Genomic DNA, 21,453 nt, shown 5'->3' on the forward strand with positions numbered 1-21,453 from the left:
TGCAGCATGCCATAATGTAAGTGCTAACCATGATGGCACATACACATACGATGAAATCTTGAGTACCGAACTCTATAAGTTATAAAGCAACTTCACACCCAATTAAACGGTCATAGGCCCTCATTATTGAATGAGCCATGATCACTCTAACGCATCCGCGGAACTAATCTTGCTCTAAATGTTAAAAGCCAGCGTTGCTTATGTTCGATATGCAATCAGTGGTAACAAGCTACACAACAGATTCAAGCAATGCTCACTGCGGACGCATAAACGGGACCTTACGTTAGTATCCACACTAACAAACTCAACGCCGCTCAAGCCAATCTCGATTAGGCTCGAATCTGTACAAGAAGACTATAAACAAAAAAATCGCCAAAAGGCGATTCGTATAACATCACTGTTTAAATGGTCGGGACGGCAGGATTTGAACCTGCGACCCCTTGCACCCCATGCAAGTGCGCTACCAGACTGCGCTACGCCCCGACTAGGCGGGAACTGACTGATCAGTTCCGAAGAGGACGCGAATATTACCTTAAGGTTTTGAAAAAAGGAAGCTTTCACAATGGTTTTTTGTCTACGCTGATTGAGGGCAAGACAACCAACCTCGGAATAGATACCGTTGAGAAAACAATCAGAACAATGGAGACATGTATGAACAATAATGACGTTGTCGTGCTGAGCGCTACGCGCTCGGCAATCGGCTCTTTCGGCGGTGGTTTGAGCCAACTGGAGCCTTCTGAACTGGCCGGACAGGTAATGAAGTCGTCCATTGAGCGTTCAGGGGTAGACCCTGAGCTGATCCGCTACGTGACCTCAGGCCATTGCATACCGACTGACTCACGCTTTGCCTACGTTGCACGTGTGGCTTCCATTCAGGCGGGGCTGCCCATGGACTCGGTAGCGATGTCGGTAAACCGCCTTTGCAGTTCCGGTTTGCAGGCCGTGGTGTCCACGGCTCAGGGCATCATGCTGGATGATTACGAATACGGTATTGGTGGCGGCGTAGAAGTCATGTCGCGCTCAGGCTACCTGTCGACCGCCCTGCGCAGCGGTGCACGTATGGGTGACAGCACCATGATCGACATGATGGTCGCAACACTGAGTGATCCTTTTGGTGTCGGACACATGGGCATCACGGCCGAAAATCTGGCCGAGAAATGGGGGATCACTCGGGAAGAGCAGGATGCATTCGCTGCTGAATCCCATCGTCGCGCCGTTGCAGCGATTGAGGCGGGTCATTTCAAGGATCAGATCGTCCCGATCAGCATCAAAACGCGTAAGGGTGAGCTGATTGTCGATACCGATGAACATGTGAAAGCCGGCACAACCGTCGACACGCTGGCCGCCATGCGACCCGCGTTCAAAAAGGATGGCACGGTGACTGCCGGTAACGCTTCAGGCATCAACGACGGCGCATCCTATCTGGTGCTGGCGTCTGCCCAGGCAGCTGCACGGGATGGCCACAAACCGATGGCCAGGCTGGTCTCGTACGCGGTTGCGGGCGTTTCCAATGAAGTCATGGGCGAAGGCCCCATCCCGGCTACACGCCTGGCACTCAAGAAAGCCGGCTTGAGTCTGGCCCAAATGGACGTCATTGAATCCAACGAAGCCTTTGCTGCACAAGCGCTGGCGGTAGCCAAAGGGCTTGAACTGGATCTTGCCAAGACCAACCCCAACGGTGGCGCCATTGCACTGGGTCATCCGGTAGGCTGTTCAGGTGCCTATATTGCCACCAAGGCGCTGCACGAACTGCAGCGAACTCAAGGACAATATGCGCTGGTCACCATGTGTATTGGTGGCGGTCAGGGCATCGCGGTTATCTTTGAACGTCTCTGAAGGCAGTCGTTGAAAAGACACCCCCTGGCCGGGGTGTCTGTTTCCAGGTCCGAAACTCAGCCGGCTTTGCCTCACCTCAACCTCTTTAAAACGTAATTTTCACTCCCTTAAGACTTCTTTAAGTATTCAAGACCAAAATGCGTGGCTATGAACAGGAGTCATGCCATGAGTCTTAATCCTCCACGCATCAACCAGCCGACCAGTCTTAGTCTGCATGATCAGGCCTGCGCAGCGCGTCCGGGTATTGAAGCGTTTATTCGGGAACGTTTCCGAGTCGTACATGCTGCTGATATCCACGATTTTCTGCCGACGCTTGTCAGTTGCCGTAACGCACGCGGTGAGTTGGTAGCCGCTGCCGGTTTCCAGCTGGCCGCTGAGGCATCCCTGTTTCTGGAGACCTATCTCGACACGCCCATCGAGCACTGTCTGGCTGACCGGCTTACGGTAATGCCAACACGCGACAGGATCGTTGAGGTCGGCAACCTCGCCACCCTTAAGCCCGGCCAGGTTCGCCAGTTGATTGTGACGTTGGCAGCCTGGTTCGATCGCCGTCAGCTGGAGTGGGCGGTACTCACTCTGACGCCAACGCTGATCAACAGTTTTCGACGCCTGGGACTGGAATTGCATCCGCTGGCACCCGCTCGGCAGGAACGGCTGAGCCATGGCAGCAGCCGTTGGGGACATTATTACGACCAGAAGCCCATGGTGGTTGCCGTTTCCATTCCGGTCGGTGCTGCCTGCCTGCGTTGCCAGACAGTGACCCGCCCAACTCACGCCACATACGAACGCCCAACAATTGCAATCACCGAGAATGCCCATGCCCTCCCATCTGTTCGCTGAACTGACCCGGCTGGCTCAGAGCCAGCCTGATGCTGTCGCACTGCGTGACACCCATGGCACCGTGCACTGGGGTGAATTACCGGCGGCGGTTGATGCATTGGCTCTGCGCCTGCGCGAGCACGGAGGCGAGCGTCTGGCACTGCTTGCTGACAATAGCCGTCACTGGGTGCTGGCCGACTTGGCGGCACTGAAACTGGGACGGGTCCTGGTGCCGGTGCCTCTGTTTTTCTCTGACACACAACGCAGCCATCTGCTTGAACGGGCGGGCATCGATACACTGATCACTTGCGAACAGGATCAACTGCAACTGCAACACCTGAGCAATCCTGTTACCGATCTGCATGCGGGTACCGCGAAAATCACCTTCACCTCGGGTACCACCGGGACCCCCAAAGGGGTCTGTTTGAGCGCCGATCAGCAGCTCAACGTCGCCCGCGCACTCACCACACAACTGGCTCCGCTGGCCATCCGTCGACACCTGTGTCTGCTGCCTCTGGCCACCTTGCTGGAGAACATCGCGGGCGTCTACACCGCCCTTCTGATGGGAGCCTGTATCGAGCTACCTGCACTGCCGAGTTTGGGCTGGCAAGGTTCCAGCGGGCTCGATAGCCAATGTTTGCTGGGTGCTTTGCACCAGCATCAGCCGGACTCTCTGATCACGCTGCCGCAAGTACTGTCGGCCCTCACCCGGGCTGCTGAGCAGGGCGCAGCGCTGCCGGTGTTGAGATTTATCGCCGTTGGCGGTGCCCGCGTGGGGGCTGAATTGATCCGGCGCGCACGCGCCGTTGGCCTGCCCGCTTACGAAGGTTACGGCCTGTCGGAATGTGCCTCGGTTGTCAGTCTGAATACGCCTGCGCGAGACTGTATCGGCAGTGCCGGGGTGCCACTGGTACACAACAGCCTGAGCGTAAGCGACGCGGGCGAACTGCTGATTGACGGTAATCGAATGCTCGGTTACCTCGGAGAACCGGCCCCGACTGGCCCCTATGCGACCGGCGACCTTGTACGCCTTGATGATGACGGTTTTGTGCATATCGAAGGTCGCATGCGCAACGTCATTATCAACAGCTTCGGTCGCAATATCAGCCCTGAATGGGTGGAATCGGAACTGTTGTCACAGCCGGGAATCGAGCAAGCCGTTCTGTTTGGTGAAGCTCGCCCCTTCAATACCGCACTGATCCACGCCCCGACACTGGACGATGCGGCGCTGCAACGAAGTATTACTCAGGTCAACACACGTCTGCCCGATTACGCTCGCGCCCTGCGTTGGGTCCGGGTCCCGAATGCGATGAGCAGTGACGAGGGACTGTTCACCTTGAATGGACGACCACGCCGCGATGCGATCGCCACACGCTTTGCCGAACATTTTGAATCCGTTTATCAACTTGACCACTGAAAGGGATAGCGCCATGTCCTTCTACGATCAGCTACAGCACGACACCCGCGATGCACGTCAGTACCTGCTGGACGCACCGATAATTGTCGCCTGCCAACGCGGCGAGATCAGTCACAACCAGTACACTGCGTTTCTGACCCAGGCCTACCACCATGTCAAACATACCCTGCCGCTGCTGATGGCGTGCGGTGGCCGACTGCCCGAAAGCCATGAGTGGTTGCGCGAAGCGGTCGCCGAATATATCGAGGAAGAAACCGGGCACCAGGAGTGGATACTCAACGATCTGGCCGCCTGTGGCCTGGATAAGGAAGCCGTACGTCGAGGGCAGCCGTCGATCGAAACGGAGCTGATGGTTGCCTACGCCTACGACATGATCCAGCGGGTCAACCCGGTCGGTTTCTTCGGCATGGTTCAGGTACTCGAAGGCACCAGCGTTGCACTGGCTACGCCGTTGTCACACATCATTCAGGATCGGCTGGCCTTGCCTGACAGTGCGTTCAGTTATCTGCGTTCACACGGCTCACTGGATCAGGACCATATCAAGTTCTTTCAGAGCCTGATGGAGCGTATCGACAATCCTGACGAGCAGGCCCTGATTATCCACAGCGCACAGGTGTTTTACCGCCTCTACGCCAATATTTTCCGTAGCTTGCCCATCGTATGAGAGGTAGTCATGCAATTTGACCGTCGACACATTCTCATTACCGGGGCCAGCGGTGGTATCGGCTCCGCTCTCGCTCATGCGCTCGCCACCGAAAAGGCGTCATTACTTTTGCATGGGCGTAACCGGAACACATTGACAACACTGGCCGATAAATGTCGCCAGCTCGGCGCCCGGGAGGTCCAGGTCTGCAGCGCTGATCTGGCAACGACCGAGGGGCGTGCCATACTGATCGACCATGTGCAGAGCAGCTTTTCCAAGCTGGATACGTTGATCAACAACGCAGGGATAAGTCGTTTTCAGGTGTTCGAGCAGCAAACACCCGAGCAGATTGAGCAACTGCTGACGACCAACATCAACGCTCCCATCCTGTTGACCCGTGCCCTGATTTCCCCCCTGCTGGAAACAGCGGGCGAATCACCGGTCATCCTCAATATCGGCTCCGCCTTCGGTGCGCTCGGCTTTCCCGGTTACAGCACCTACTGTGCCAGCAAAGCAGCGATTCGTCTGTTCTCCGAAGCACTGGCTCGAGAGTTTAGTGACACACCGCTGCGGGTACAGTATCTGGCCCCACGAGCCACCCGCACCGACATCAACTCTGACAGTACCAACGCCATGCTGACAGCCACGGGGAGTGCTTCCGACAGCCCGGAACAGGTTGCTCAGATCGCACTGAAACTGCTGCGCTCTGGCCAAGCCCAGGTGACCATCGGCTGGCCGGAAAAGCTGTTGGTCAGACTTAATGGCCTGCGCCCTGAGATGATCAGCGCAGTCCTCAACAGGCAACTCGGCAAAATTAAACCCTTCGCCAAGCACCACTAAACGGGAGTCTTGTCATGAAACCGGTTACACACATCCGTACTGCCCTGCTGACCCTCACGCTCGGTTGTGCCACTATTATCCAAGCGGCGACACCTGAACAATTGCTGCCGTTCCAGCAACGCTGGGCCGAAATACAGTACAGCCTGGATCAAGACGCTCAGGCCGATGCCTTCGATGATCTCGCAGCACAGTTGGCCGAGCAGCTGACCGCTCAGCCCCACGACCCCGAGCTGATGATCTGGCAAGGTATCGTTCTCAGTTCACAGGCGGGCGCCAAGGGCGGCCTGGGAGCCTTAAAGCTGGTAAAGCAGGCACGCACGCTGTTTGAGGCCGCTATTGAGCAGGACGCCTCTGCTCTGAACGGGTCGGCACTGACCAGCCTCGCTACTCTTTATCATCAAGTCCCGGGCTGGCCACTTGGATTCGGCAGCGATAAAAAGGCACAGGAACTGTTCGAACAGGCGCTGGCGATCAATCCCGACGGCATCGACAGCAACTATTTCTATGCGGCCTTCCTGCTCGAAAAAGGCGACAATACTCGCGCTAAAGCATTACTGGACAAGGCGCTGGCGGCACCGGCACGCCCGGGACGACAACGGGCCGATGCCGGTCGACGCGAAGAGATTCATACGCTGTTGCAACAACTGAAATAAGGACCTGCGTATGCGCATACTGATCGTCGAGGATGATCCACTTTTGGGGGATGGCATCACCCGCGCATTGACCAAGACGGGTGACAGTGCAGATTGGCTCACCTCGGGCGAAGAGGCTTGGCATATTTTGCAGCTTGAGCACTTTGACTGCATGATTCTCGATCTCGGGCTGCCCGGTATGGACGGCCTTAGCCTGTTGCGTCAGCTACGCAAGGGGGGACACACCCTGCCGGTGTTGATTCTGACTGCTCGTGATGCCATCGAAGATCGTATCGCAGGGCTGGATGCCGGTGCCGATGATTACCTGCTAAAGCCTTTCGACCTGGCTGAGCTGCGTGCGCGCCTGCGTGCAGTGACCCGCCGCTACAAGGGCTATAGCGACACGTTGCTGCAGCTGGGTGACCTCAGCATCGACACACAGGCTCAAAGCGTAAGCTATTGCGGACACGCGGTTGCTCTCTCCAGACGCGAATATGGCCTGTTGCTGACCCTGGCCGAAAATGCCGGCAAGGTGCTTAGCCGGAGTCGGCTGGAGGAATCCCTGTATGGCTGGGGGAATGAGGTTGAGAGCAATACGCTTGAGGTCCATATCCACCATCTGCGCAAGAAGCTTAACACCTCGGTCATACGCACCGTACGCGGGGTGGGCTATATGATGGACAGGGTGGACGCATGACATCCATTCGCCGCACACTCAGCCTCAGTTTGCTCAGCATCGGCCTGGTTACAGGCCTGGTCACCGCTGCACTTTCATTCTGGGCCGCGACCGATGAAGCAGAAGAGCTGTTCGATGCCCAGATGGCCCAGATGGCTCGCCTGACCGATCAGCTCGCGCCAGCTGGCCCGCTGACCCACTTCAAAACGCCAGCCGAATTCGAATGGACACCGGCCCACCCTTATGAGAAGCAGCTCTCCTACCGAATTGTCGATGCGTCTGGCACCGTATTAATTGCCTCGCCCAGTTTCCCGAAACAGATCGACGCCCCGCCAGGTACCACCAGCGGCTATCGCAATCTGGATGTCAACGGCACACAGTGGAGACTGTTCACCCTTGCCGAACCCACTGGTCAACGCTATATACAGGTTTCTCAGGACTATCGCATGCGTCGTGAGCTGGGCGTTAAAATTGCCATGTCCAATACCTTGCCTATTCTGATCTTTCTGGGACTTTTCGGACTCACGATCTGGTGGTTGATTGGGCGCAGTCTGCGACCACTGGTAACGGTGAGTCATGAGGTTGCCACGCGTGGCTCTGATCATCTTGAACCACTGGCTTTACAGCAAATACCTGATGAAATTGATGGCTTGGTCAGAGCACTCAACGCACTGCTGGCACGATTGCAGCAGAGCTTCGAACGCGAACGCCGCTTTACCGCCGATGCTTCACATGAGCTGCGCACCCCCTTGGCCGCCCTGCAGATCCATTGTGAGAATTTGTATCAGGATCTGGATGACAGCGAGAGTCGCATCAGCTGTGCTCAGATGTTAAAAGGAATATCCTGGATGAATCGGATGGTTGAACAGCTGCTGCAGCTGAGCCGACTTGATCCACAAGCACGCCTGCCTGACACCACGCAGGTCAACCTCAACAAACTGTGTCGCGATGTTATTGACGACCAGATCGGATTCGCTATCGCACGGAACATAGATCTGGGACTGAGCGCCCCTGACCGCCCCCTGTCACTGCAAGGCAGTGCCTTTTATCTGAGCCTGATGCTACGCAATCTGATCGACAACGCCCTGCGCTACACTCCTTCAGGGGGCGAGGTTACCCTGACTTTGGAGTCGGTCGATAATCATATTGTAATGAGCGTAATCGACTCAGGCCCAGGCCTCAATGATGAACAGAAGATGCACGTCTTCGAGCGATTCTATCGCCTGGGACCGAACGGCACGGGGAGTGGTTTGGGGCTATCAATCGTGCGCCTGATTACGCAACTGCATCAAGCAAGGATAACCCTGCTTGAGCGCCGGGATGGCCAAACGGGACTGGTTGCACGTGTTGATTTTGCCCCGGAGCTACCCGATGACAGTGGAACCGAGGTACAGAGCTGAACCGTCAAACCGACTTCAGCAGTGCGCGGATCTCTTCCAGCTCGGTAATGGTCTGACGCAGCAACTGGCGATAACGCGCAGCATCATCCCCTGCACTTTCCCCGGCCAACCATTGGCGTGCACCGGCGATGGTATAGCCCTGCTCATGCAGAAGACTTCGGATCTGGCGCAGCAGCAACAGATCCTTGTGCTGGTAATAGCGGCGATTGTTGCGCTTGACCGGCTGTACCTGTTTGAACTCCTGCTCCCAGTAGCGCAGTACATGGGGCTTGAGTTGACACAGCTCGGCAGCTTCGCCGATGGTGAAATAGCGTTTGGAAGGGATGGGCCCCAGTTCAGACGCTGTCTGGCTGGTTTCCGGCATGGATCTCCACGCGCTCCTTGAGTTTCTGCCCCGGGCGGAATGTGACCACCCGGCGGGCAGAGATGGGGACTTCCTCCCCGGTTTTCGGATTTCGACCTGGGCGCTCACGCTTGTCACGCAGATCAAAATTGCCGAAGCCGGAGAGTTTTACCTGCTCGTTGTGCGCCAGACTGGTACGGATCTCATCGAAAAACGAGTCCACCATATCTTTGGCTTCGCGTTTGTTCAGGCCCAGCTCCTCATAGAGGCGTTCGGCCATGTCAGCTTTGGTCAACGAGCTCATGTCGGTCACCCTGTGTTTACTCTCGTAACGTTGCAGCACAACGATCGCGGAGTGCGGATACAACGGCACTTACCGCACTGTTGATCTCTTCGTCATTAAGAGTGCGCGATGGGTGCTGCCAGGTCAAGCCCAGTGCCAGACTTTTTCGTCCCGGTTCAATACCTTGGCCCTGGTAGACGTCAAACAGTGTCACCTGCTTGATGAACTCGCCAGCTGCTTCGGTCGCTGTATTGCGGATGTCGGCAAATGCGGTTGCCTGGTCCACGAGCAGTGCCAGATCACGGCGTGACTCGGGGAACTTTGACAGTGAGCTGAAACGGGGCAGCTTGCCACCGGTCACCGCATCCAGCGTGACTTCAAACAGATAGACGGGGCCATTCAGGTCCAGCTTCTTCACCAGCGACGGATGCAAGGCTCCCAGGAAGCCCACCGCCTCGCCATTTCGCTCAATGCGGGCAGCCTGACCCGGATGCAGTGCTACGTGGCGATCCGCCACAAAGCTGAACTGATCGCCACAACCGCCCAGCGCCAGCAGCGATTCCAGATCCCCCTTGGCATCGAAGAAGTCCAGCTTGTCCTTCCCGGCTGTCCAGCCTTCCGCATCACGGTTGCCCGCGATCAGACCGGCAATGACATTCTCCTGCACCAGACCTTCCGCCTTGGGCACAAAGCGCTGACCGGTTTCAAACAGGCGCACGCGGCTTTGCTGACGATGCTGGTTGTACTGCAGCGCCTTGGCCAGTCCCGGCCACGGCGTTGTGCGCATCACCGCCATCTCAGCCGAAATGGGGTTGGCCAGCGCCAGTGCCGTATGCTGGTCATCAAAGGCCTTTTGCAGCTCGGCTTCGATGAAGCTGTAGGTGATCGCCTCCTGATAGCCACGTGCAACCAGATGACGACGCAGTTGCTGCAACGTCAGACGTGCTTCGGCGATCGGCGGGATCGGCAGCTGTGCCGTCGGCGTGTGGACCGGCAGATTGTTATAGCCGTATACCCGCGCAATCTCTTCAATCAGATCGACTTCGATGGTGAGATCAAAGCGATAGCTCGGCACCGTTACCTGCCAGCCATCGTTCACTTCAACCAGCAGCATGCCCAGGCGGTTCAGAATCTCTTCAACTTCGGCATCCGGGATTTCCAGTGCCAGCAACGCCGCCAGCTTGCTGCGACGCAGGAGGACCTGCTGCACTTCGGGCAGGTCAGCCTCGGATACGGCCTCAACCACCGGACCCGGCTCACCGCCAACGATGTCCAGCAGCAGCGCGGTGGCGCGTTCGATCGCCTTGCGCTGTAGCTGCCAGTCGACGCCACGTTCGAAGCGATGCGAGGAATCCGTATGCAGGCCGTAACTGCGAGCACGGCCGGCAATGGCCAGCGGCGCAAAAAAGGCGCTTTCCAGGAAGATGTCGCGGGTCGAGTCGGTAACCGATGTCGGCTCACCGCCCATGATACCGGCCATGGCCACTGGGCCCCTGGCATCGGCGATCACCAGAGTGTCGGCGTTCAGCTCGACCTCCTGCCCATCCAGCAGCTGCAGCTTTTCGCCCTGCTCAGCCAGGCGCACGCGAATGCCGCCTTCGAGCTTGCTCAGGTCAAAGGCGTGCATCGGCTGGCCAAGCTCCAGCAGCACGTAGTTGGTGACATCCACAACCGGATCGATGCTGCGCACACCGGAACGACGCAGTTTTTCCTGCATCCACTGCGGTGTAGCAACCCCCGGGTTGATATTGCGAATGACGCGGCCCAGATAGCGCGGACAGCCCTCAGCATGGACCAATTCAACACCGAAGCGATCGTCATTCTGCGGCGCAACCGGTGCTGCTTCAATCGGGGCCACTGCCGCCTTGTTCAGTACGCCAACCTCACGTGCCATACCGGCAATGCTGAGACAGTCGCCCCGGTTCGGCGTCAGATCAACATCGATGATCTTGTCGTTGAGGTTCAGGAATTCACGAATATCCTGACCGACCGGTGCATCGTCCGCCAGTTCCATGATGCCGCCATGGTCTTCGGACAGCCCCAGCTCGTCTTCCGCACAGAGCATGCCAAAGGACTCGACCTGACGCAGTTTAGCCTTCTTGATCTTGAAGTCACCCGGCAGAACAGCTCCGACACGGGCAAACGCGGTTTTCAGGCCGGCACGAGCGTTCGGCGCTCCGCATACCACCTGTACGATCTGCTCGCCGTCATTGACCTGACATACCTGAAGCTTGTCGGCGTTGGGGTGCTGTTCGGCACTGACGATTTCGCCAACCACGACGCCGCTGAAATCACCGGCAACGCTTTCAATATCATCCACTTCAAGGCCGGACAGACTCAGCTGATCCGCCAGTTCCTGTGTTCCGATCTGCGGCTGAACCAGCTCGCGCAACCACTGTTCACTGAATTTCATGCTGCTTTCCTGAAAAATCTGTTGGTGTGCGTTGACGTCTTACTTGAACTGGCCGAGGAAGCGCAGATCATTTTCAAAGAACAGACGCAGATCGTCCACGCCGTAGCGGAGCATCGCCAGACGCTCAACGCCCATGCCGAACGCAAACCCGGTAAACTCTTCCGGGTCGATGCCGGAGTATTCAAATACCTTCGGATGCACCATGCCGCAGCCGAGTACTTCCAGCCACTTGCCGTCACCACGGTCGATATCGACTTCGATTGAAGGCTCTGTGAACGGAAAATAGGACGGACGGAAGCGGACCTTCACGTCTTCTTCAAAGAACTCACGCAGGAACTGCTCCAACGTGCCCTTGAGATCGGCGAAGGTGATGTTGCGGTCAACCAGCAGACCTTCCACCTGATGGAACATGGGCGAGTGGGTCTGATCGTAGTCACAGCGATACACGCGACCGGGGCAGATGATGCGGATCGGTGGCTGTTGCGCTTCCATGGTCCGCACCTGCACCGGCGAGGTATGGGTCCGCAGCAGTGTGTGGGCATCGAAGTAGAAGGTATCATGCATCGCCCGCGCCGGATGGTGAGCCGGAATATTCAGCGCCTCGAAGTTATGATAGTCGTCTTCAATCTCGGGACCTTCCGCAACACTGTAACCGATACTGCCGAAAAAGGCCTCGATACGCTCCAGGGTGCGGGTCACGGGGTGCAGACCACCGACGGACTGGCTGCGGCCGGGCAGGGTCACATCAACGGTTTCCGCCGCCAGTTTTGCCTCCATCGCAGCACTTTCCAGTGCATCACGACGCGCCGAAATCTCAGCCTGCAAAGCTTCTTTGGCTTCATTGATGCGAGCACCCGCAGCAGGACGTTCGTCTGCCGACAATTTGCCCAGTCCTTTGAGCAGCTGTGTCAGCTCACCTTTTTTGCCAAGATACTGCACCCGGATTTCGTCCAGCGCAGCCAGCGTATCAGTTTCAGCAACAGCCTGTTTGCCTTGCGCCAACAGGGTCTCAAGATTTTCCATTTCCGGCTCCAGACAAAAATAGGGGAAGAGCTTGCACCCTTCCCCTATTCGATTCGATCATTTACCTACCAATAGGCGGGCGTATGTTACGCCAGTGCAGCTTTGGCTTTCTCGACAACCGCAGTAAAGGCACCCTGCTCGTATACAGCCAGGTCAGCCAGAACCTTACGGTCGATTTCGATGTTGGCCTTTTTCAGACCAGCAATAAAGCGGCTGTAGGACAGACCGTTGATACGGGCAGCAGCGTTGATACGTGCAATCCACAGAGCGCGGAACTGACGCTTACGCTGACGACGGTCACGGTACGCATACTGACCAGCTTTGATGACAGCCTGTTTGGCTACACGGAACACACGGCTGCGGGCACCGTAGTAACCTTTGGCCTGTTTCAGAATCTTTTTGTGACGGGCGCGAGCCTGTACACCACGTTTTACGCGAGGCATGGCAATTCCTTCCTATAAAAACTAATAATGACCGAAAAAACTCAGAGGTAAGGCAGCATGCGCTTAACCAGAGCCTGGTCAGCAGCATGAACCTGCAGCATTGGGCGAAGCTGACGCTTACGCTTGGTGCTTTTCTTGGTCAGAATGTGGCTTTTGAAGGCCTGCTTGTGCTTCACGCCGTTAGCGGTTTTCTTGAAACGCTTTGCCGCACCGCGGACAGTTTTGATCTTAGGCATTAACTTTCTCCACGCATTCGTTTGTTAGTCAGCCAACCCGAACAAACAGAAGGACCCGTTACCTGATTTCCGAAGATCTCAGGCAGGCGGGTCCTGCAGTCGGGTGACTATTTCTTTTTCGGAGCCAACACCATGACCATTTGACGACCTTCCATTTTCGGACGCTGTTCAACAGTACTGATTTCGGTCAGATCCTTTTCGATCCGCTCCATCAGCTGCATGCCCAGCTCCTGGTGAGCCATCTCACGACCACGGAAGCGCAAGGTAACCTTGCCCTTGTCTCCGCTTTCAAGGAAACGTATCAGGTTGCGCAGTTTTACCTGATAATCCCCTTCTTCCGTACCCGGACGGAATTTCACTTCCTTGACCTGCATTTGAGACTGTTTCTTCTTAGCCTCATTTGCTTTCTTCTTGGCCTCGTACTGATGCTTACCATAGTCCATGATCTTGCAGACAATGGGATCAGACTCCGAGATCTGAACCAGGTCAAGTTCGGCTTCCTGAGCTTTCTCAAGAGCCTCTGGAATCGAAACAACACCAATCTGGTTTCCATCCGCGCCGATCAGACGGCATTCGGTGGCACGGATATTTTCATTGATTGGCGGCAGAGGCGCACGGCCCCCGCGTCTGTTATCACGCCTGATAGCTATATCTCCTGACGATTTTATTTTGCCTGACGGCCTTTGCGCTCGGTTTCCTGAACCAGCTGTTCAATCAGCGCATCGACGGTCATCGTACCCAAATCCTCACCGGAGCGCGTACGCACTGCAACGGTTCCGGACTCGACCTCTTTGTCACCTACTACCAACAGGTAGGGCACTTTTTGTAGAGTACGCTCGCGGATTTTAAAGCCGATCTTCTCGTTTCTCAAGTCCGCAGTGGCTCGCAGGCCTGATTTTTCGAGTTTTTCTGCAAGATCGCGGCAATAATCCGCTTGATTGTCGGTAATATTCATCACGACGGCCTGCAGCGGCGACAGCCACAACGGCAAGGCGCCAGCATAATGCTCAATCAAAATACCGATAAAGCGCTCAAACGATCCAAGAATGGCACGATGCAACATTACCGGTGTTTCACGCTCGCCATGCTCGTTAACAAACTGGGCGCCAAGACGTCCCGGCATGGAGAAGTCGACCTGAATGGTGCCGCACTGCCAGACACGACCAAGGCAGTCACGCAGGGAGAATTCTATTTTCGGGCCATAGAAAGCCCCCTCACCCGGCAGTTCCTCCCAGTCGAGTCCTGCTGTGTTCAATGCATCAGCCAGCGCCTTCTCCGCCTTGTCCCAACTTTCGTCTGAACCCACGCGTTCTTCCGGACGGGTGGACAGCTTGTACAGAATGTCACTGAAGCCAAAGTCAGCGTAGACCTCATGCAGGAAGTCGATAAAGTCTGCCACTTCGGTCTGGATCGAGTTTTCGGCACAGAAAATGTGCGCATCATCCTGCACGAAACCGCGCACACGCATGATGCCATGTAACGAGCCCGAGGGTTCATTGCGGTGACAGGAGCCAAATTCGGCCAGACGCAGCGGCAGGTCGCGGTAAGAACGAAGCCCCTGGTTGAACACCTGCACGTGGCATGGGCAGTTCATCGGCTTGATGGCGAAATCACGGCTCTCGGAGTGCGTAGTGAACATCTGCTCCTGAAACTTGCCCCAGTGGCCGGACTTTTCCCACAGAGTACGCTCCACCACCTGCGGTGTTTTGATCTCCTGGTAACCGTGACGGCGCTGCTTGGCACGCATGTACTGCTCGATCTGCTGATACAGCGTCCAGCCATGTGGATGCCAGAACACCATGCCCGGTGCTTCTTCCTGCATGTGAAACAGGTTCAGCTGTTTGCCCAGCTTGCGGTGGTCACGCTTTTCAGCCTCTTCAAGACGGTGCAGATAGGCCTTGAGCTCTTTCTTGTCGCTCCAGGCGGTACCGTAAATGCGCTGCAGCATTTCATTCTTGGCATCACCGCGCCAATAGGCACCGGCCACCTTCATCACCTTGAATGCCTTGATATGGCCGGTTGAAGGCACATGCGGGCCTCGACACAGGTCGATAAAGTCGCCCTGTTTGTAGAAAGAGAGCGGCTGATCGCCCGGAATGGAATCGATAATCTCGACCTTATACTTCTCGCCCATCTGCTCAAACAGCTTGATAGCCTCATCGCGCGACATCACGGAGCGGCTGACCGGCAGATTTTCCTTGGCCAGCTGATTCATGCGCGACTCGATTTTTTCCAGATCTTCCGGCGTGAACGGGCGCTCATAGGCAAAATCGTAATAGAAACCATCGTCGATCACCGGACCGATGGTCACCTGAGCACCCGGGAACAGATCCTGTACAGCCATCGCCATCAGATGCGCACAGGAGTGACGAATCACGTCCAGCCCTTCTTCATCACGTGCGGTGACGATCGCCAAATTGACATCGTTTTCGATCAGATAGCTGGTATCCACCAGCTCACCGTTGATCTTGCCGGCGAGGGCAGCCTTGGCCAGGCCAGTACCGATATCGGCGGCCACATCGTGAACGGTAACGGGCTCATTGAAGGTGCGAGTACTCGCATCCGGAAGCGTAATGACAGGCATGTTCTGTTCCCTGATTGACGGATGTACCCATACGAAAGGCCACATCCTGATTGATACACGGTAAATGAAAGCGGACTTATGGTTGCGACAGGTACGAGGTGCCGGCCAGTCCGAGCGGCGATTATAGCGGCCCAGTCTGGAAAGCGCGATCCGAAAGCGCAAAAATCAGCGGCATCGTTGCAGCAGGTCACGGGTATACAGGATATGTTGGCTTGCCGCTTCACGAGCCGCAGGGGCATCACGAGCCTGCAGTGCACGGTGGATGCTCTCGTGCTGCCTGCCGATGCCATCGGGATAACGGCCAAAACGCCCCAATGTGCGTGACAGCACACTGTAGATCGCATTGAAGTAACGGTGATAAAACAGCTGACTGAAAGAACACACCAGCAGATGATGACTGGACTGGGCTATCAGCATGTGAAACTGCAAATCCGCCTTGGCTTTTTCCAGCGTACTGTCACCACGGCCAACTGGACGGCGGTTACGCTCGCACATCCGCTGATACTCCTGCGCCAGAGCGAACAGCTCCTCATCATTGGCACGCTGCGCCGCATACCAGGCCGCTTCAGCCTCCAGCACGGCGCGCGCTTCCAGCACCTGCATCTGGAAATCAATATCGTCCCCCCGCCCTTCCAGCGGCAGCTCAAGGTGTTGTGCCAACAGATTAATGCAGTGGCTGCGCCCGCCCTGACGGGTTTCGATAACCCCGTTGGCTTTCATGCCAGCCAGTGCTTCACGAACAGTCCCCCGCGAAACTCCATATATTTGCATTAATCTGCGCTCTGAAGGCACCGGGTGCCCCGGCACCCATTCGCCTTCCAGCAGCAGGCTTTCCAGCTCATATTGTAGTGTCACCATCGCCCCCGGTGATCATTCTGGTAAGACCAGTTGGAAGTATAGCATTCACGCTTAGGCCCTGATCACCTATCTTGATAGCCATACCGCCATGAAACCGCACCGATAATAATCCGAGGTTGCCGACACCATGTCCGACACCCAAACCATGCCGATCAAGGTCGGTCTGTTCGTTACCTGCCTGGCCGACATGTTCCGCCCCGAGGTAGCCTTTGCCACCGTCAAGCTGCTGGAACAGGCTGGCTGTGAAGTGGAAGTACCCCGTAATCAGACCTGCTGTGGACAACCGGCATTCAACTCCGGGGACAAACACAACAGTCGTACCATCGCGCGTCAGACCATCGAAGCTCTGGAGGGCTACCGCTATGTGGTGGGTCCATCCGGCTCCTGCATCGGCATGCTGCACCACTACCCTGAACTCTTTACCGAGGACGATCCCTGGAAAGCACGTGCGGAAGCACTCAAGGCTCGCGCCTTTGAAGTCACATCTTTTCTGGTAGACGTATTGAATTTCAGCGGCATCCAGAGCGAATTCAACGGCAAGATCACCTATCACGACTCCTGCTCCGGGCTGCGAGAGCTTGGCATCAAGCAGCAGCCACGACAGTTGCTCAGCGAAATCGACGGAGCTGAACTGGCCGAGATGCAGGAAGCGGAGACCTGCTGCGGTTTTGGCGGCACCTTTTGTGTCAAGTACCCCGACATATCCAACCGCATGGTCAGCAACAAGACCGGCTTTGCTGCCGACAGCGGCGCCAGCACGCTGGTGGGTGGAGACCTGGGCTGCCTGCTCAACATGGCCGGCAAGCTCAAACGTGAAGGCCGTGAAGTACAGGTACGTCATGTGGTCGAACTGCTCGCCGACATGACTGGAACTCCGGCAATCGGCGAAGCCGATTACGACCTTGGTCAGCCACTTTAAGCGGAGCCCCCCCATGCAGATCAAAAGCCCCGAATTCAAGCAAAGTGCTCGCATCGCGCTACAGGATGTCAACCTGCAAAAGGCGCTGGGCAACCTGAAGGCCGGTTTTCCCGGCAAGCGCGCCGCAGCTGTCGCCCGCATGCCGGAGTTCGATCGGCTGCGTGATGAAGCTCGCGACCTGAAGAACCATATCCTTGAACACCTGGACCTGTACCTGGAAGAGTTTGAAGCTCGCGTGGTCGAGAACGGCGGCCAGGTACACTGGTGTCGCACCGCTGATGATGCACGCCAGACCATCCTGCAGATTTGCCGTGAGCAGAATGCCAAAACCGTCACCAAGGGCAAGTCGATGGTGACCGAGGAGATCAACCTCAACGAATATCTGGAGGAGAACGGCATCCACCCGGTGGAAACCGACCTGGGGGAATATATCCTGCAACTGCGCGGTGACCATCCAAGCCATATCATCGCCCCGGCGATTCACCTCAATCTGGAAGATGTATCCGAAGCCTTCCATGAACACCACAAGCGCCCGAAATTGACCGATCCGGCCGCGCTGATGGCCGAGGCCCGTGAAATGCTGCGCAAGCAGTTTGTTGCCGCCGATGTGGGCATCACCGGTGCCAATTTTCTGGTTGCCGAAACCGGGTCGACCATTATTGTCACCAACGAGGGCAATGGCGACCTGACCCAGACCCTGCCCAAAACTCATATCGTGGTGTCATCAATTGAAAAGGTTGTACCCACGCTGGAGGACATGACGCTGTTCCTGCGCCTGTTGGCGCGCTCGGCCACGGGGCAGGAATTTTCCGTGTATAACACGCTGTCATCCGGCAACCGCCGCCCGGACGACCAGGACGGACCGGAAAATTTCCATGTCGTGCTGGTCGACAACGGTCGCAGCGACATGGTTGGCACCGAGTTTCAGGAGATGCTGCGCTGCATTCGCTGCTCCGCCTGCATGAACCACTGCCCGGTATACGGCGCTGTCGGTGGTCACAGCTACGGCTGGGTCTACCCCGGCCCCATGGGATCGGTACTGACTCCGCAAATGATCGGCATTGAACAGGCCGCCCTACTGCCCAATGCGTCTACCGCCTGCGGCAAGTGCGAGGAGGTCTGCCCGGTTCGCATTCCGCTGCCGAAACTGATGCGCCACTGGCGCGAGAAGGAGTTTGAACAGCACCTGACGCCTCGCGCTGTCCGCTGGGGGCTGGGAAGCTGGGCCTTTCTCGCCACCCGCCCGATGCTGTACCGACTGTTCTCGTCCAGTGCATCCCGGCTCATGCGTTTGCTGGGCGGCCAAAAAGGCAGGATCAGCAAACTGCCGCTGGCCTCCGGCTGGACCGACCACCGCGACATGCCGGTCCCAACCGGCAAGACTTTCATGCAGCAGTGGCAAGCGCGCCAGAAACAGGAGAACAAGTCATGAGCAGCCGTGCCGAGATTTTTGCCAACATTCGCCATGGCCTGCGCCGCAGCGAAGCAACGGATGCCCAGCGCGAAGCGGTGCAGCACCGCTTGCAGCAACACCCTCGTAATCTGATCCCCGCCCGCGGCCAGCAGGCGCCTGAGGCACAGGTTGAGCTGTTTATCCGCATGGCACAGGAAGCAGCCGCCGAAGTGGTTACACTTGAAAATATCGAGCAACTACCAGAGGCGGTGGCGGACACCCTGGAATCAAAGGGCCAGCATGAACTGATACTGGCCAGCGACGAGACCCTCACTGCTCTGGGCTGGGCCGCAGTACATGAGCGTATCCGCTGTCATCAGCGAGTGGGACAGGTGGGAGACGAGGCGAGCCTGACGCTGGCCCTGGTCGGTATTGCCGAGACCGGCACCCTGATGCTCTACTCCCGCCCGGACAGCCCCACCACGCTCAACTTCTTGCCGGATACGCACTTGGTTGTATTGCAGCGCAAAGATATCGTAGGGGTTTATGAGGATGGATGGGATCGGTTGCGCAGCCTCTGCAGCGGCCGCCTGCCCAGGACAGTCAACCTGATCACGGGCCCTTCCCGCAGTGCCGACATTGAGCAAAAACTGCAGATGGGAGCCCATGGCCCACGTCAGCTGGTGATCTATTTGATTGGATGACGTCTGATATCAGAGGCTTCTTGCAAGCCAAAGTTGCTGGGCTGCTTTCCGGTAGCCCGGTACTTTTTGAACATCGTACACCTGTACACCACTCACCCAAGTACTTCCTGTCTTGGCTCTGAACATCTGTCCATCAAAATGGTGATCGCCCACATTTGTAGCGTGGCTTGATAGGGTGTCATACCTGTGAATGACCGTCTTCTGGATCAGGGATTCCGGCGCTTACTACAACCTGAGACTCTTCCGGACAAAACCTGAAATAGAAGCAGTTTGCACGCCCTGTGTGGCACGCTGGCCCCTGCTGGTCCGCCAAGCACAGCAGGGTATCGCCATCACAATCCGCTCGCAGCTCTATCAGCCGCTGCGTGTTACCACTGACTTTCCCTTTTTCCCACAACTGTTGGCGTGAACGTGACCAATAGGTAACCCTCTTTTCCTTGAGGGTCATCGCCAGCGATTCACGGTTCATCCACGCCATCATCAACACCTCACCGGAATCATATTGCTGAGTAATAACGGGTATCAGGCCCTGATCATTCCAGCTCAGACTTTCCATAAACGGCTCTAAATCAACAGCATAACCTTCGGGACTGAGCTCCAGCTCTTCAAAAAAACTCTTTCTCATAGGACCACATATCAACCAATGAGGGACCATGCGCAAAACCAGTTTCATACCGGCATGACACAGAGTGACACTCTCTAAAATCAAGTGTTATATTATAACACGAAAACTTGATCCAACTCTGAAAAACTTACCGGACAACCCTGACATGAACCTTGCCGATATGCCTACCAAGTCCATGTTGCACCACAGACCAAAACCCGCAGCACATGTCAGCGACCACCCCGTTATCATGGGGGACATTTATGCTCCTGAGTGCAACCTGACTGTTTGGCAGCGAAGTCTCGATGATTCCATTGAGCGCTATGTAAGCAGGCTTTGCGCGCAGCAATCGAGTTTGAATATAAGAACAGTGATTCAGTGTGATGAAGATTTGGAGAAAAATGCATCTGAACTGCTGCAGGCGCAATTGCCTGCAGGTGATGGCCAAGCGTCTATTGTTGCCGATATCGTAGAGCTGCTACAAATGTATGAATGCCTGCTTGGCCCCTCACACATCGGTTTGCGAATGACATTGCTGAAAGCCGCCATGTGTCCGAAGTTTCATGTTGACCGGCTTCCTGTAAGACTCGTTACCTGCTATTCAGGCACCGGTACCCAATACCTGCCTGAACCTGAAGGCGACACTGCCCGCATTCCTGCGAATGAACCGGAAAGCGTGTTGCAACTTACCGCTGGTGATGTAGCACTGCTCAAGGGTGATGGCTGGCACGGGAATGAAGGTTATGGCATCGTGCACCGGTCACCACCCGTTAGCGACCACCAGGCCAGACTGTTTCTATCTTTGGATTATATGGAATAGCCTTTTAGCTCAGCCTTATCGCGATCATTGAGGCAGGCTTAGAGTCAGCTCATTTCCCCGCTGCACCATGTCCAGATGCTGCATAAAGCTCATGCCCAGCAACACCGTATCATCGGGCATATAGGGGTTGATGCTGGCGGTCACATCCTTCAGCTCAATTCCGCCCAGCCGCACCGAGTCCAGCTGCGTGGTGTGTACACTGATCACACCATTGGCGGTCATGGTCTGTTGTCGACGCCCCTTTTCCAGTCCTATTTTGTCCGCCAGTGCCTCGGGCACGCTGACTTGGGTCGCGCCGGTATCCAGCAAGAAGGTGACCGGCTCACCGTTGATACGTCCCGGAGCAACATAGTGGCCACCACGGTTACGCTGCAGCACCACCTCGCCCGCATCATGGCTGACCAGGTTCAAGTTACGATTGGGGTTGCGCTTATCCTCAACAAAGTCCGTGAAGAACAGCGTCAGCAGGAACAGCAGTGCTACCCAAGTCAAATGGTGCATCCAGCGCGCCAGCCCGCGACGGGTGCGGTCAGGGTCTGACTGATGGTGATGTTCGGTCATGGCACT

General features: G+C 56.4%; 23 protein-coding genes and 1 tRNA gene. 12 read left to right on the forward strand and 12 right to left on the reverse strand.

Features of this window, described 5'->3' with window-relative positions; translation table 11 throughout:
• Positions 1-406: 406 nt before the first annotated feature.
• A tRNA-Pro gene (locus ACAM29_RS10495) sits at positions 407-483 on the reverse strand.
• Positions 484-651: 168 nt separating this feature from the next.
• Between ACAM29_RS10495 and ACAM29_RS10500 the strand changes: the two genes are divergently transcribed.
• From ACAM29_RS10500 to ACAM29_RS10535, 8 genes are all read left to right on the forward strand, one after another.
• Positions 652-1,836 carry an acetyl-CoA C-acyltransferase family protein gene (locus ACAM29_RS10500; protein WP_369624086.1) on the forward strand — a complete coding sequence of 395 codons (1,185 nt, stop codon included), beginning with the start codon at positions 652-654 and terminating at the stop codon, positions 1,834-1,836.
• Between the two features lie 165 nt (positions 1,837-2,001).
• Positions 2,002-2,676, forward strand: a complete 675-nt coding sequence (locus ACAM29_RS10505; RefSeq protein WP_369624087.1) for a thermostable hemolysin — start codon at positions 2,002-2,004, stop codon at positions 2,674-2,676.
• Positions 2,654-4,072, forward strand: coding sequence for an AMP-binding protein (locus ACAM29_RS10510; RefSeq protein ID WP_369624088.1), 1,419 nt, complete (start codon positions 2,654-2,656; stop codon positions 4,070-4,072). Before ACAM29_RS10505 ends, ACAM29_RS10510 begins: the two co-directional genes overlap by 23 nt.
• A 13-nt stretch (positions 4,073-4,085) precedes the next feature.
• A complete protein-coding gene (locus ACAM29_RS10515; RefSeq protein ID WP_369624089.1) occupies positions 4,086-4,736 on the forward strand; it encodes a TenA family transcriptional regulator in 651 nt (216 codons plus the stop codon).
• A 9-nt stretch (positions 4,737-4,745) separates the two neighbouring features.
• On the forward strand, positions 4,746-5,555 hold the full coding sequence (locus ACAM29_RS10520) for an SDR family oxidoreductase (RefSeq protein ID WP_369624090.1): 810 nt from the start codon (positions 4,746-4,748) through the stop codon (positions 5,553-5,555).
• 14 nt (positions 5,556-5,569) lie between these two features.
• A complete protein-coding gene (locus tag ACAM29_RS10525; RefSeq protein ID WP_369624091.1) occupies positions 5,570-6,208 on the forward strand; it encodes a tetratricopeptide repeat protein in 639 nt (212 codons plus the stop codon).
• Between the two features lie 10 nt (positions 6,209-6,218).
• On the forward strand, positions 6,219-6,884 hold the full coding sequence (locus tag ACAM29_RS10530) for a response regulator (protein ID WP_091821380.1): 666 nt from the start codon (positions 6,219-6,221) through the stop codon (positions 6,882-6,884).
• Positions 6,881-8,263, forward strand: a complete 1,383-nt coding sequence (locus tag ACAM29_RS10535; RefSeq protein ID WP_369624092.1) for an ATP-binding protein — start codon at positions 6,881-6,883, stop codon at positions 8,261-8,263. Before ACAM29_RS10530 ends, ACAM29_RS10535 begins: the two co-directional genes overlap by 4 nt.
• Positions 8,264-8,267: 4 nt before the next feature.
• On the opposite strand, the gene ACAM29_RS10540 is transcribed toward ACAM29_RS10535, so the two are convergent.
• From ACAM29_RS10540 to ACAM29_RS10580, 9 genes are all read right to left on the reverse strand, one after another.
• Complete coding sequence (locus ACAM29_RS10540; protein ID WP_091821386.1) at positions 8,268-8,627, reverse strand: MerR family transcriptional regulator; 360 nt, start codon at positions 8,625-8,627, stop codon at positions 8,268-8,270.
• Positions 8,599-8,910 carry an integration host factor subunit alpha gene (ihfA, locus tag ACAM29_RS10545; RefSeq protein ID WP_091821389.1) on the reverse strand — a complete coding sequence of 104 codons (312 nt, stop codon included), beginning with the start codon at positions 8,908-8,910 and terminating at the stop codon, positions 8,599-8,601. The genes ACAM29_RS10540 and ihfA overlap by 29 nt, the downstream gene beginning before the upstream one ends.
• 16 nt (positions 8,911-8,926) lie before the next feature.
• Positions 8,927-11,302, reverse strand: a complete 2,376-nt coding sequence (pheT, locus tag ACAM29_RS10550) for a phenylalanine--tRNA ligase subunit beta (protein WP_369624093.1) — start codon at positions 11,300-11,302, stop codon at positions 8,927-8,929.
• 39 nt (positions 11,303-11,341) lie between these two features.
• Positions 11,342-12,325, reverse strand: a complete 984-nt coding sequence (pheS, locus tag ACAM29_RS10555) for a phenylalanine--tRNA ligase subunit alpha (protein ID WP_369624094.1) — start codon at positions 12,323-12,325, stop codon at positions 11,342-11,344.
• A gap of 86 nt (positions 12,326-12,411) precedes the next feature.
• Complete coding sequence (gene rplT, locus ACAM29_RS10560; protein WP_091821399.1) at positions 12,412-12,768, reverse strand: 50S ribosomal protein L20; 357 nt, start codon at positions 12,766-12,768, stop codon at positions 12,412-12,414.
• A gap of 41 nt (positions 12,769-12,809) precedes the next feature.
• On the reverse strand, positions 12,810-13,004 hold the full coding sequence (gene rpmI, locus ACAM29_RS10565; protein ID WP_091821403.1) for a 50S ribosomal protein L35: 195 nt from the start codon (positions 13,002-13,004) through the stop codon (positions 12,810-12,812).
• A gap of 107 nt (positions 13,005-13,111) precedes the next feature.
• Positions 13,112-13,648, reverse strand: coding sequence for a translation initiation factor IF-3 (gene infC, locus ACAM29_RS10570; protein ID WP_206841908.1), 537 nt, complete (start codon positions 13,646-13,648; stop codon positions 13,112-13,114).
• Between the two features lie 20 nt (positions 13,649-13,668).
• Positions 13,669-15,588, reverse strand: coding sequence for a threonine--tRNA ligase (gene thrS / locus ACAM29_RS10575; protein ID WP_206839606.1), 1,920 nt, complete (start codon positions 15,586-15,588; stop codon positions 13,669-13,671).
• Between the two features lie 165 nt (positions 15,589-15,753).
• A complete protein-coding gene (locus ACAM29_RS10580) occupies positions 15,754-16,446 on the reverse strand; it encodes a FadR/GntR family transcriptional regulator (protein WP_369624095.1) in 693 nt (230 codons plus the stop codon).
• Positions 16,447-16,573: 127 nt separating this feature from the next.
• Between ACAM29_RS10580 and ACAM29_RS10585 the strand changes: the two genes are divergently transcribed.
• Genes ACAM29_RS10585 through ACAM29_RS10595 form a run of 3 tightly spaced genes read left to right on the forward strand, consistent with a single transcriptional unit; the run spans position 16,574 to position 19,462 of the window.
• Entirely contained in the window at positions 16,574-17,365 is a 792-nt protein-coding gene (locus ACAM29_RS10585; protein WP_369624096.1) for a (Fe-S)-binding protein, read from the forward strand.
• 13 nt (positions 17,366-17,378) lie between these two features.
• The gene (locus ACAM29_RS10590; protein WP_369624097.1) at positions 17,379-18,797 is read left to right on the forward strand and encodes a LutB/LldF family L-lactate oxidation iron-sulfur protein; all 1,419 of its coding nucleotides are present in this window, start codon (positions 17,379-17,381) and stop codon (positions 18,795-18,797) included.
• Positions 18,794-19,462 (forward strand): lactate utilization protein, encoded by a 669-nt coding sequence (locus ACAM29_RS10595; protein WP_091821419.1) that lies wholly within the window; start codon positions 18,794-18,796, stop codon positions 19,460-19,462. The genes ACAM29_RS10590 and ACAM29_RS10595 overlap by 4 nt, the downstream gene beginning before the upstream one ends.
• Positions 19,463-19,640: 178 nt before the next feature.
• Here the strand turns inward: ACAM29_RS10595 and hisI are convergent, their stop codons facing one another.
• Positions 19,641-20,087 (reverse strand): phosphoribosyl-AMP cyclohydrolase, encoded by a 447-nt coding sequence (gene hisI, locus ACAM29_RS10600; protein WP_206839594.1) that lies wholly within the window; start codon positions 20,085-20,087, stop codon positions 19,641-19,643.
• Positions 20,088-20,232: 145 nt separating this feature from the next.
• Between hisI and ACAM29_RS10605 the strand changes: the two genes are divergently transcribed.
• Positions 20,233-20,886, forward strand: a complete 654-nt coding sequence (locus ACAM29_RS10605) for a DUF1826 domain-containing protein (protein ID WP_091821425.1) — start codon at positions 20,233-20,235, stop codon at positions 20,884-20,886.
• 24 nt (positions 20,887-20,910) lie between these two features.
• Here the strand turns inward: ACAM29_RS10605 and ACAM29_RS10610 are convergent, their stop codons facing one another.
• Complete coding sequence (locus ACAM29_RS10610; protein ID WP_091821428.1) at positions 20,911-21,447, reverse strand: TIGR02281 family clan AA aspartic protease; 537 nt, start codon at positions 21,445-21,447, stop codon at positions 20,911-20,913.
• Positions 21,448-21,453 lie beyond the last annotated feature (6 nt).

The sequence above is a fragment of the Marinobacterium sp. BA1 genome, assembly GCF_041155135.1.
GTDB classification, from domain to species: Bacteria; Pseudomonadota; Gammaproteobacteria; order Pseudomonadales; family Balneatricaceae; genus Marinobacterium; species Marinobacterium iners.

Coding starts and splice junctions, on each gene's coding strand:
- ACAM29_RS10595 (WP_091821419.1), top strand. CDS start 18,794: ATGAGCAGCCGTGCCGAGATTTTTGCCAACATTCGCCATGGCCTGCGC.
- rplT (WP_091821399.1), bottom strand. CDS start 12,768: ATGCCTCGCGTAAAACGTGGTGTACAGGCTCGCGCCCGTCACAAAAAG.
- ACAM29_RS10505 (WP_369624087.1), top strand. CDS start 2,002: ATGAGTCTTAATCCTCCACGCATCAACCAGCCGACCAGTCTTAGTCTG.
- ACAM29_RS10585 (WP_369624096.1), top strand. CDS start 16,574: ATGTCCGACACCCAAACCATGCCGATCAAGGTCGGTCTGTTCGTTACC.
- ACAM29_RS10580 (WP_369624095.1), bottom strand. CDS start 16,446: ATGGTGACACTACAATATGAGCTGGAAAGCCTGCTGCTGGAAGGCGAA.
- ACAM29_RS10525 (WP_369624091.1), top strand. CDS start 5,570: ATGAAACCGGTTACACACATCCGTACTGCCCTGCTGACCCTCACGCTC.
- ACAM29_RS10605 (WP_091821425.1), top strand. CDS start 20,233: ATGAACCTTGCCGATATGCCTACCAAGTCCATGTTGCACCACAGACCA.
- ACAM29_RS10510 (WP_369624088.1), top strand. CDS start 2,654: ATGCCCTCCCATCTGTTCGCTGAACTGACCCGGCTGGCTCAGAGCCAG.
- pheS (WP_369624094.1), bottom strand. CDS start 12,325: ATGGAAAATCTTGAGACCCTGTTGGCGCAAGGCAAACAGGCTGTTGCT.
- ACAM29_RS10530 (WP_091821380.1), top strand. CDS start 6,219: ATGCGCATACTGATCGTCGAGGATGATCCACTTTTGGGGGATGGCATC.
- rpmI (WP_091821403.1), bottom strand. CDS start 13,004: ATGCCTAAGATCAAAACTGTCCGCGGTGCGGCAAAGCGTTTCAAGAAA.
- pheT (WP_369624093.1), bottom strand. CDS start 11,302: ATGAAATTCAGTGAACAGTGGTTGCGCGAGCTGGTTCAGCCGCAGATC.
- ihfA (WP_091821389.1), bottom strand. CDS start 8,910: ATGAGCTCGTTGACCAAAGCTGACATGGCCGAACGCCTCTATGAGGAG.
- ACAM29_RS10540 (WP_091821386.1), bottom strand. CDS start 8,627: ATGCCGGAAACCAGCCAGACAGCGTCTGAACTGGGGCCCATCCCTTCC.
- hisI (WP_206839594.1), bottom strand. CDS start 20,087: ATGAGAAAGAGTTTTTTTGAAGAGCTGGAGCTCAGTCCCGAAGGTTAT.
- thrS (WP_206839606.1), bottom strand. CDS start 15,588: ATGCCTGTCATTACGCTTCCGGATGCGAGTACTCGCACCTTCAATGAG.
- ACAM29_RS10590 (WP_369624097.1), top strand. CDS start 17,379: ATGCAGATCAAAAGCCCCGAATTCAAGCAAAGTGCTCGCATCGCGCTA.
- ACAM29_RS10610 (WP_091821428.1), bottom strand. CDS start 21,447: ATGACCGAACATCACCATCAGTCAGACCCTGACCGCACCCGTCGCGGG.
- ACAM29_RS10535 (WP_369624092.1), top strand. CDS start 6,881: ATGACATCCATTCGCCGCACACTCAGCCTCAGTTTGCTCAGCATCGGC.
- ACAM29_RS10500 (WP_369624086.1), top strand. CDS start 652: ATGAACAATAATGACGTTGTCGTGCTGAGCGCTACGCGCTCGGCAATC.
- ACAM29_RS10520 (WP_369624090.1), top strand. CDS start 4,746: ATGCAATTTGACCGTCGACACATTCTCATTACCGGGGCCAGCGGTGGT.
- ACAM29_RS10515 (WP_369624089.1), top strand. CDS start 4,086: ATGTCCTTCTACGATCAGCTACAGCACGACACCCGCGATGCACGTCAG.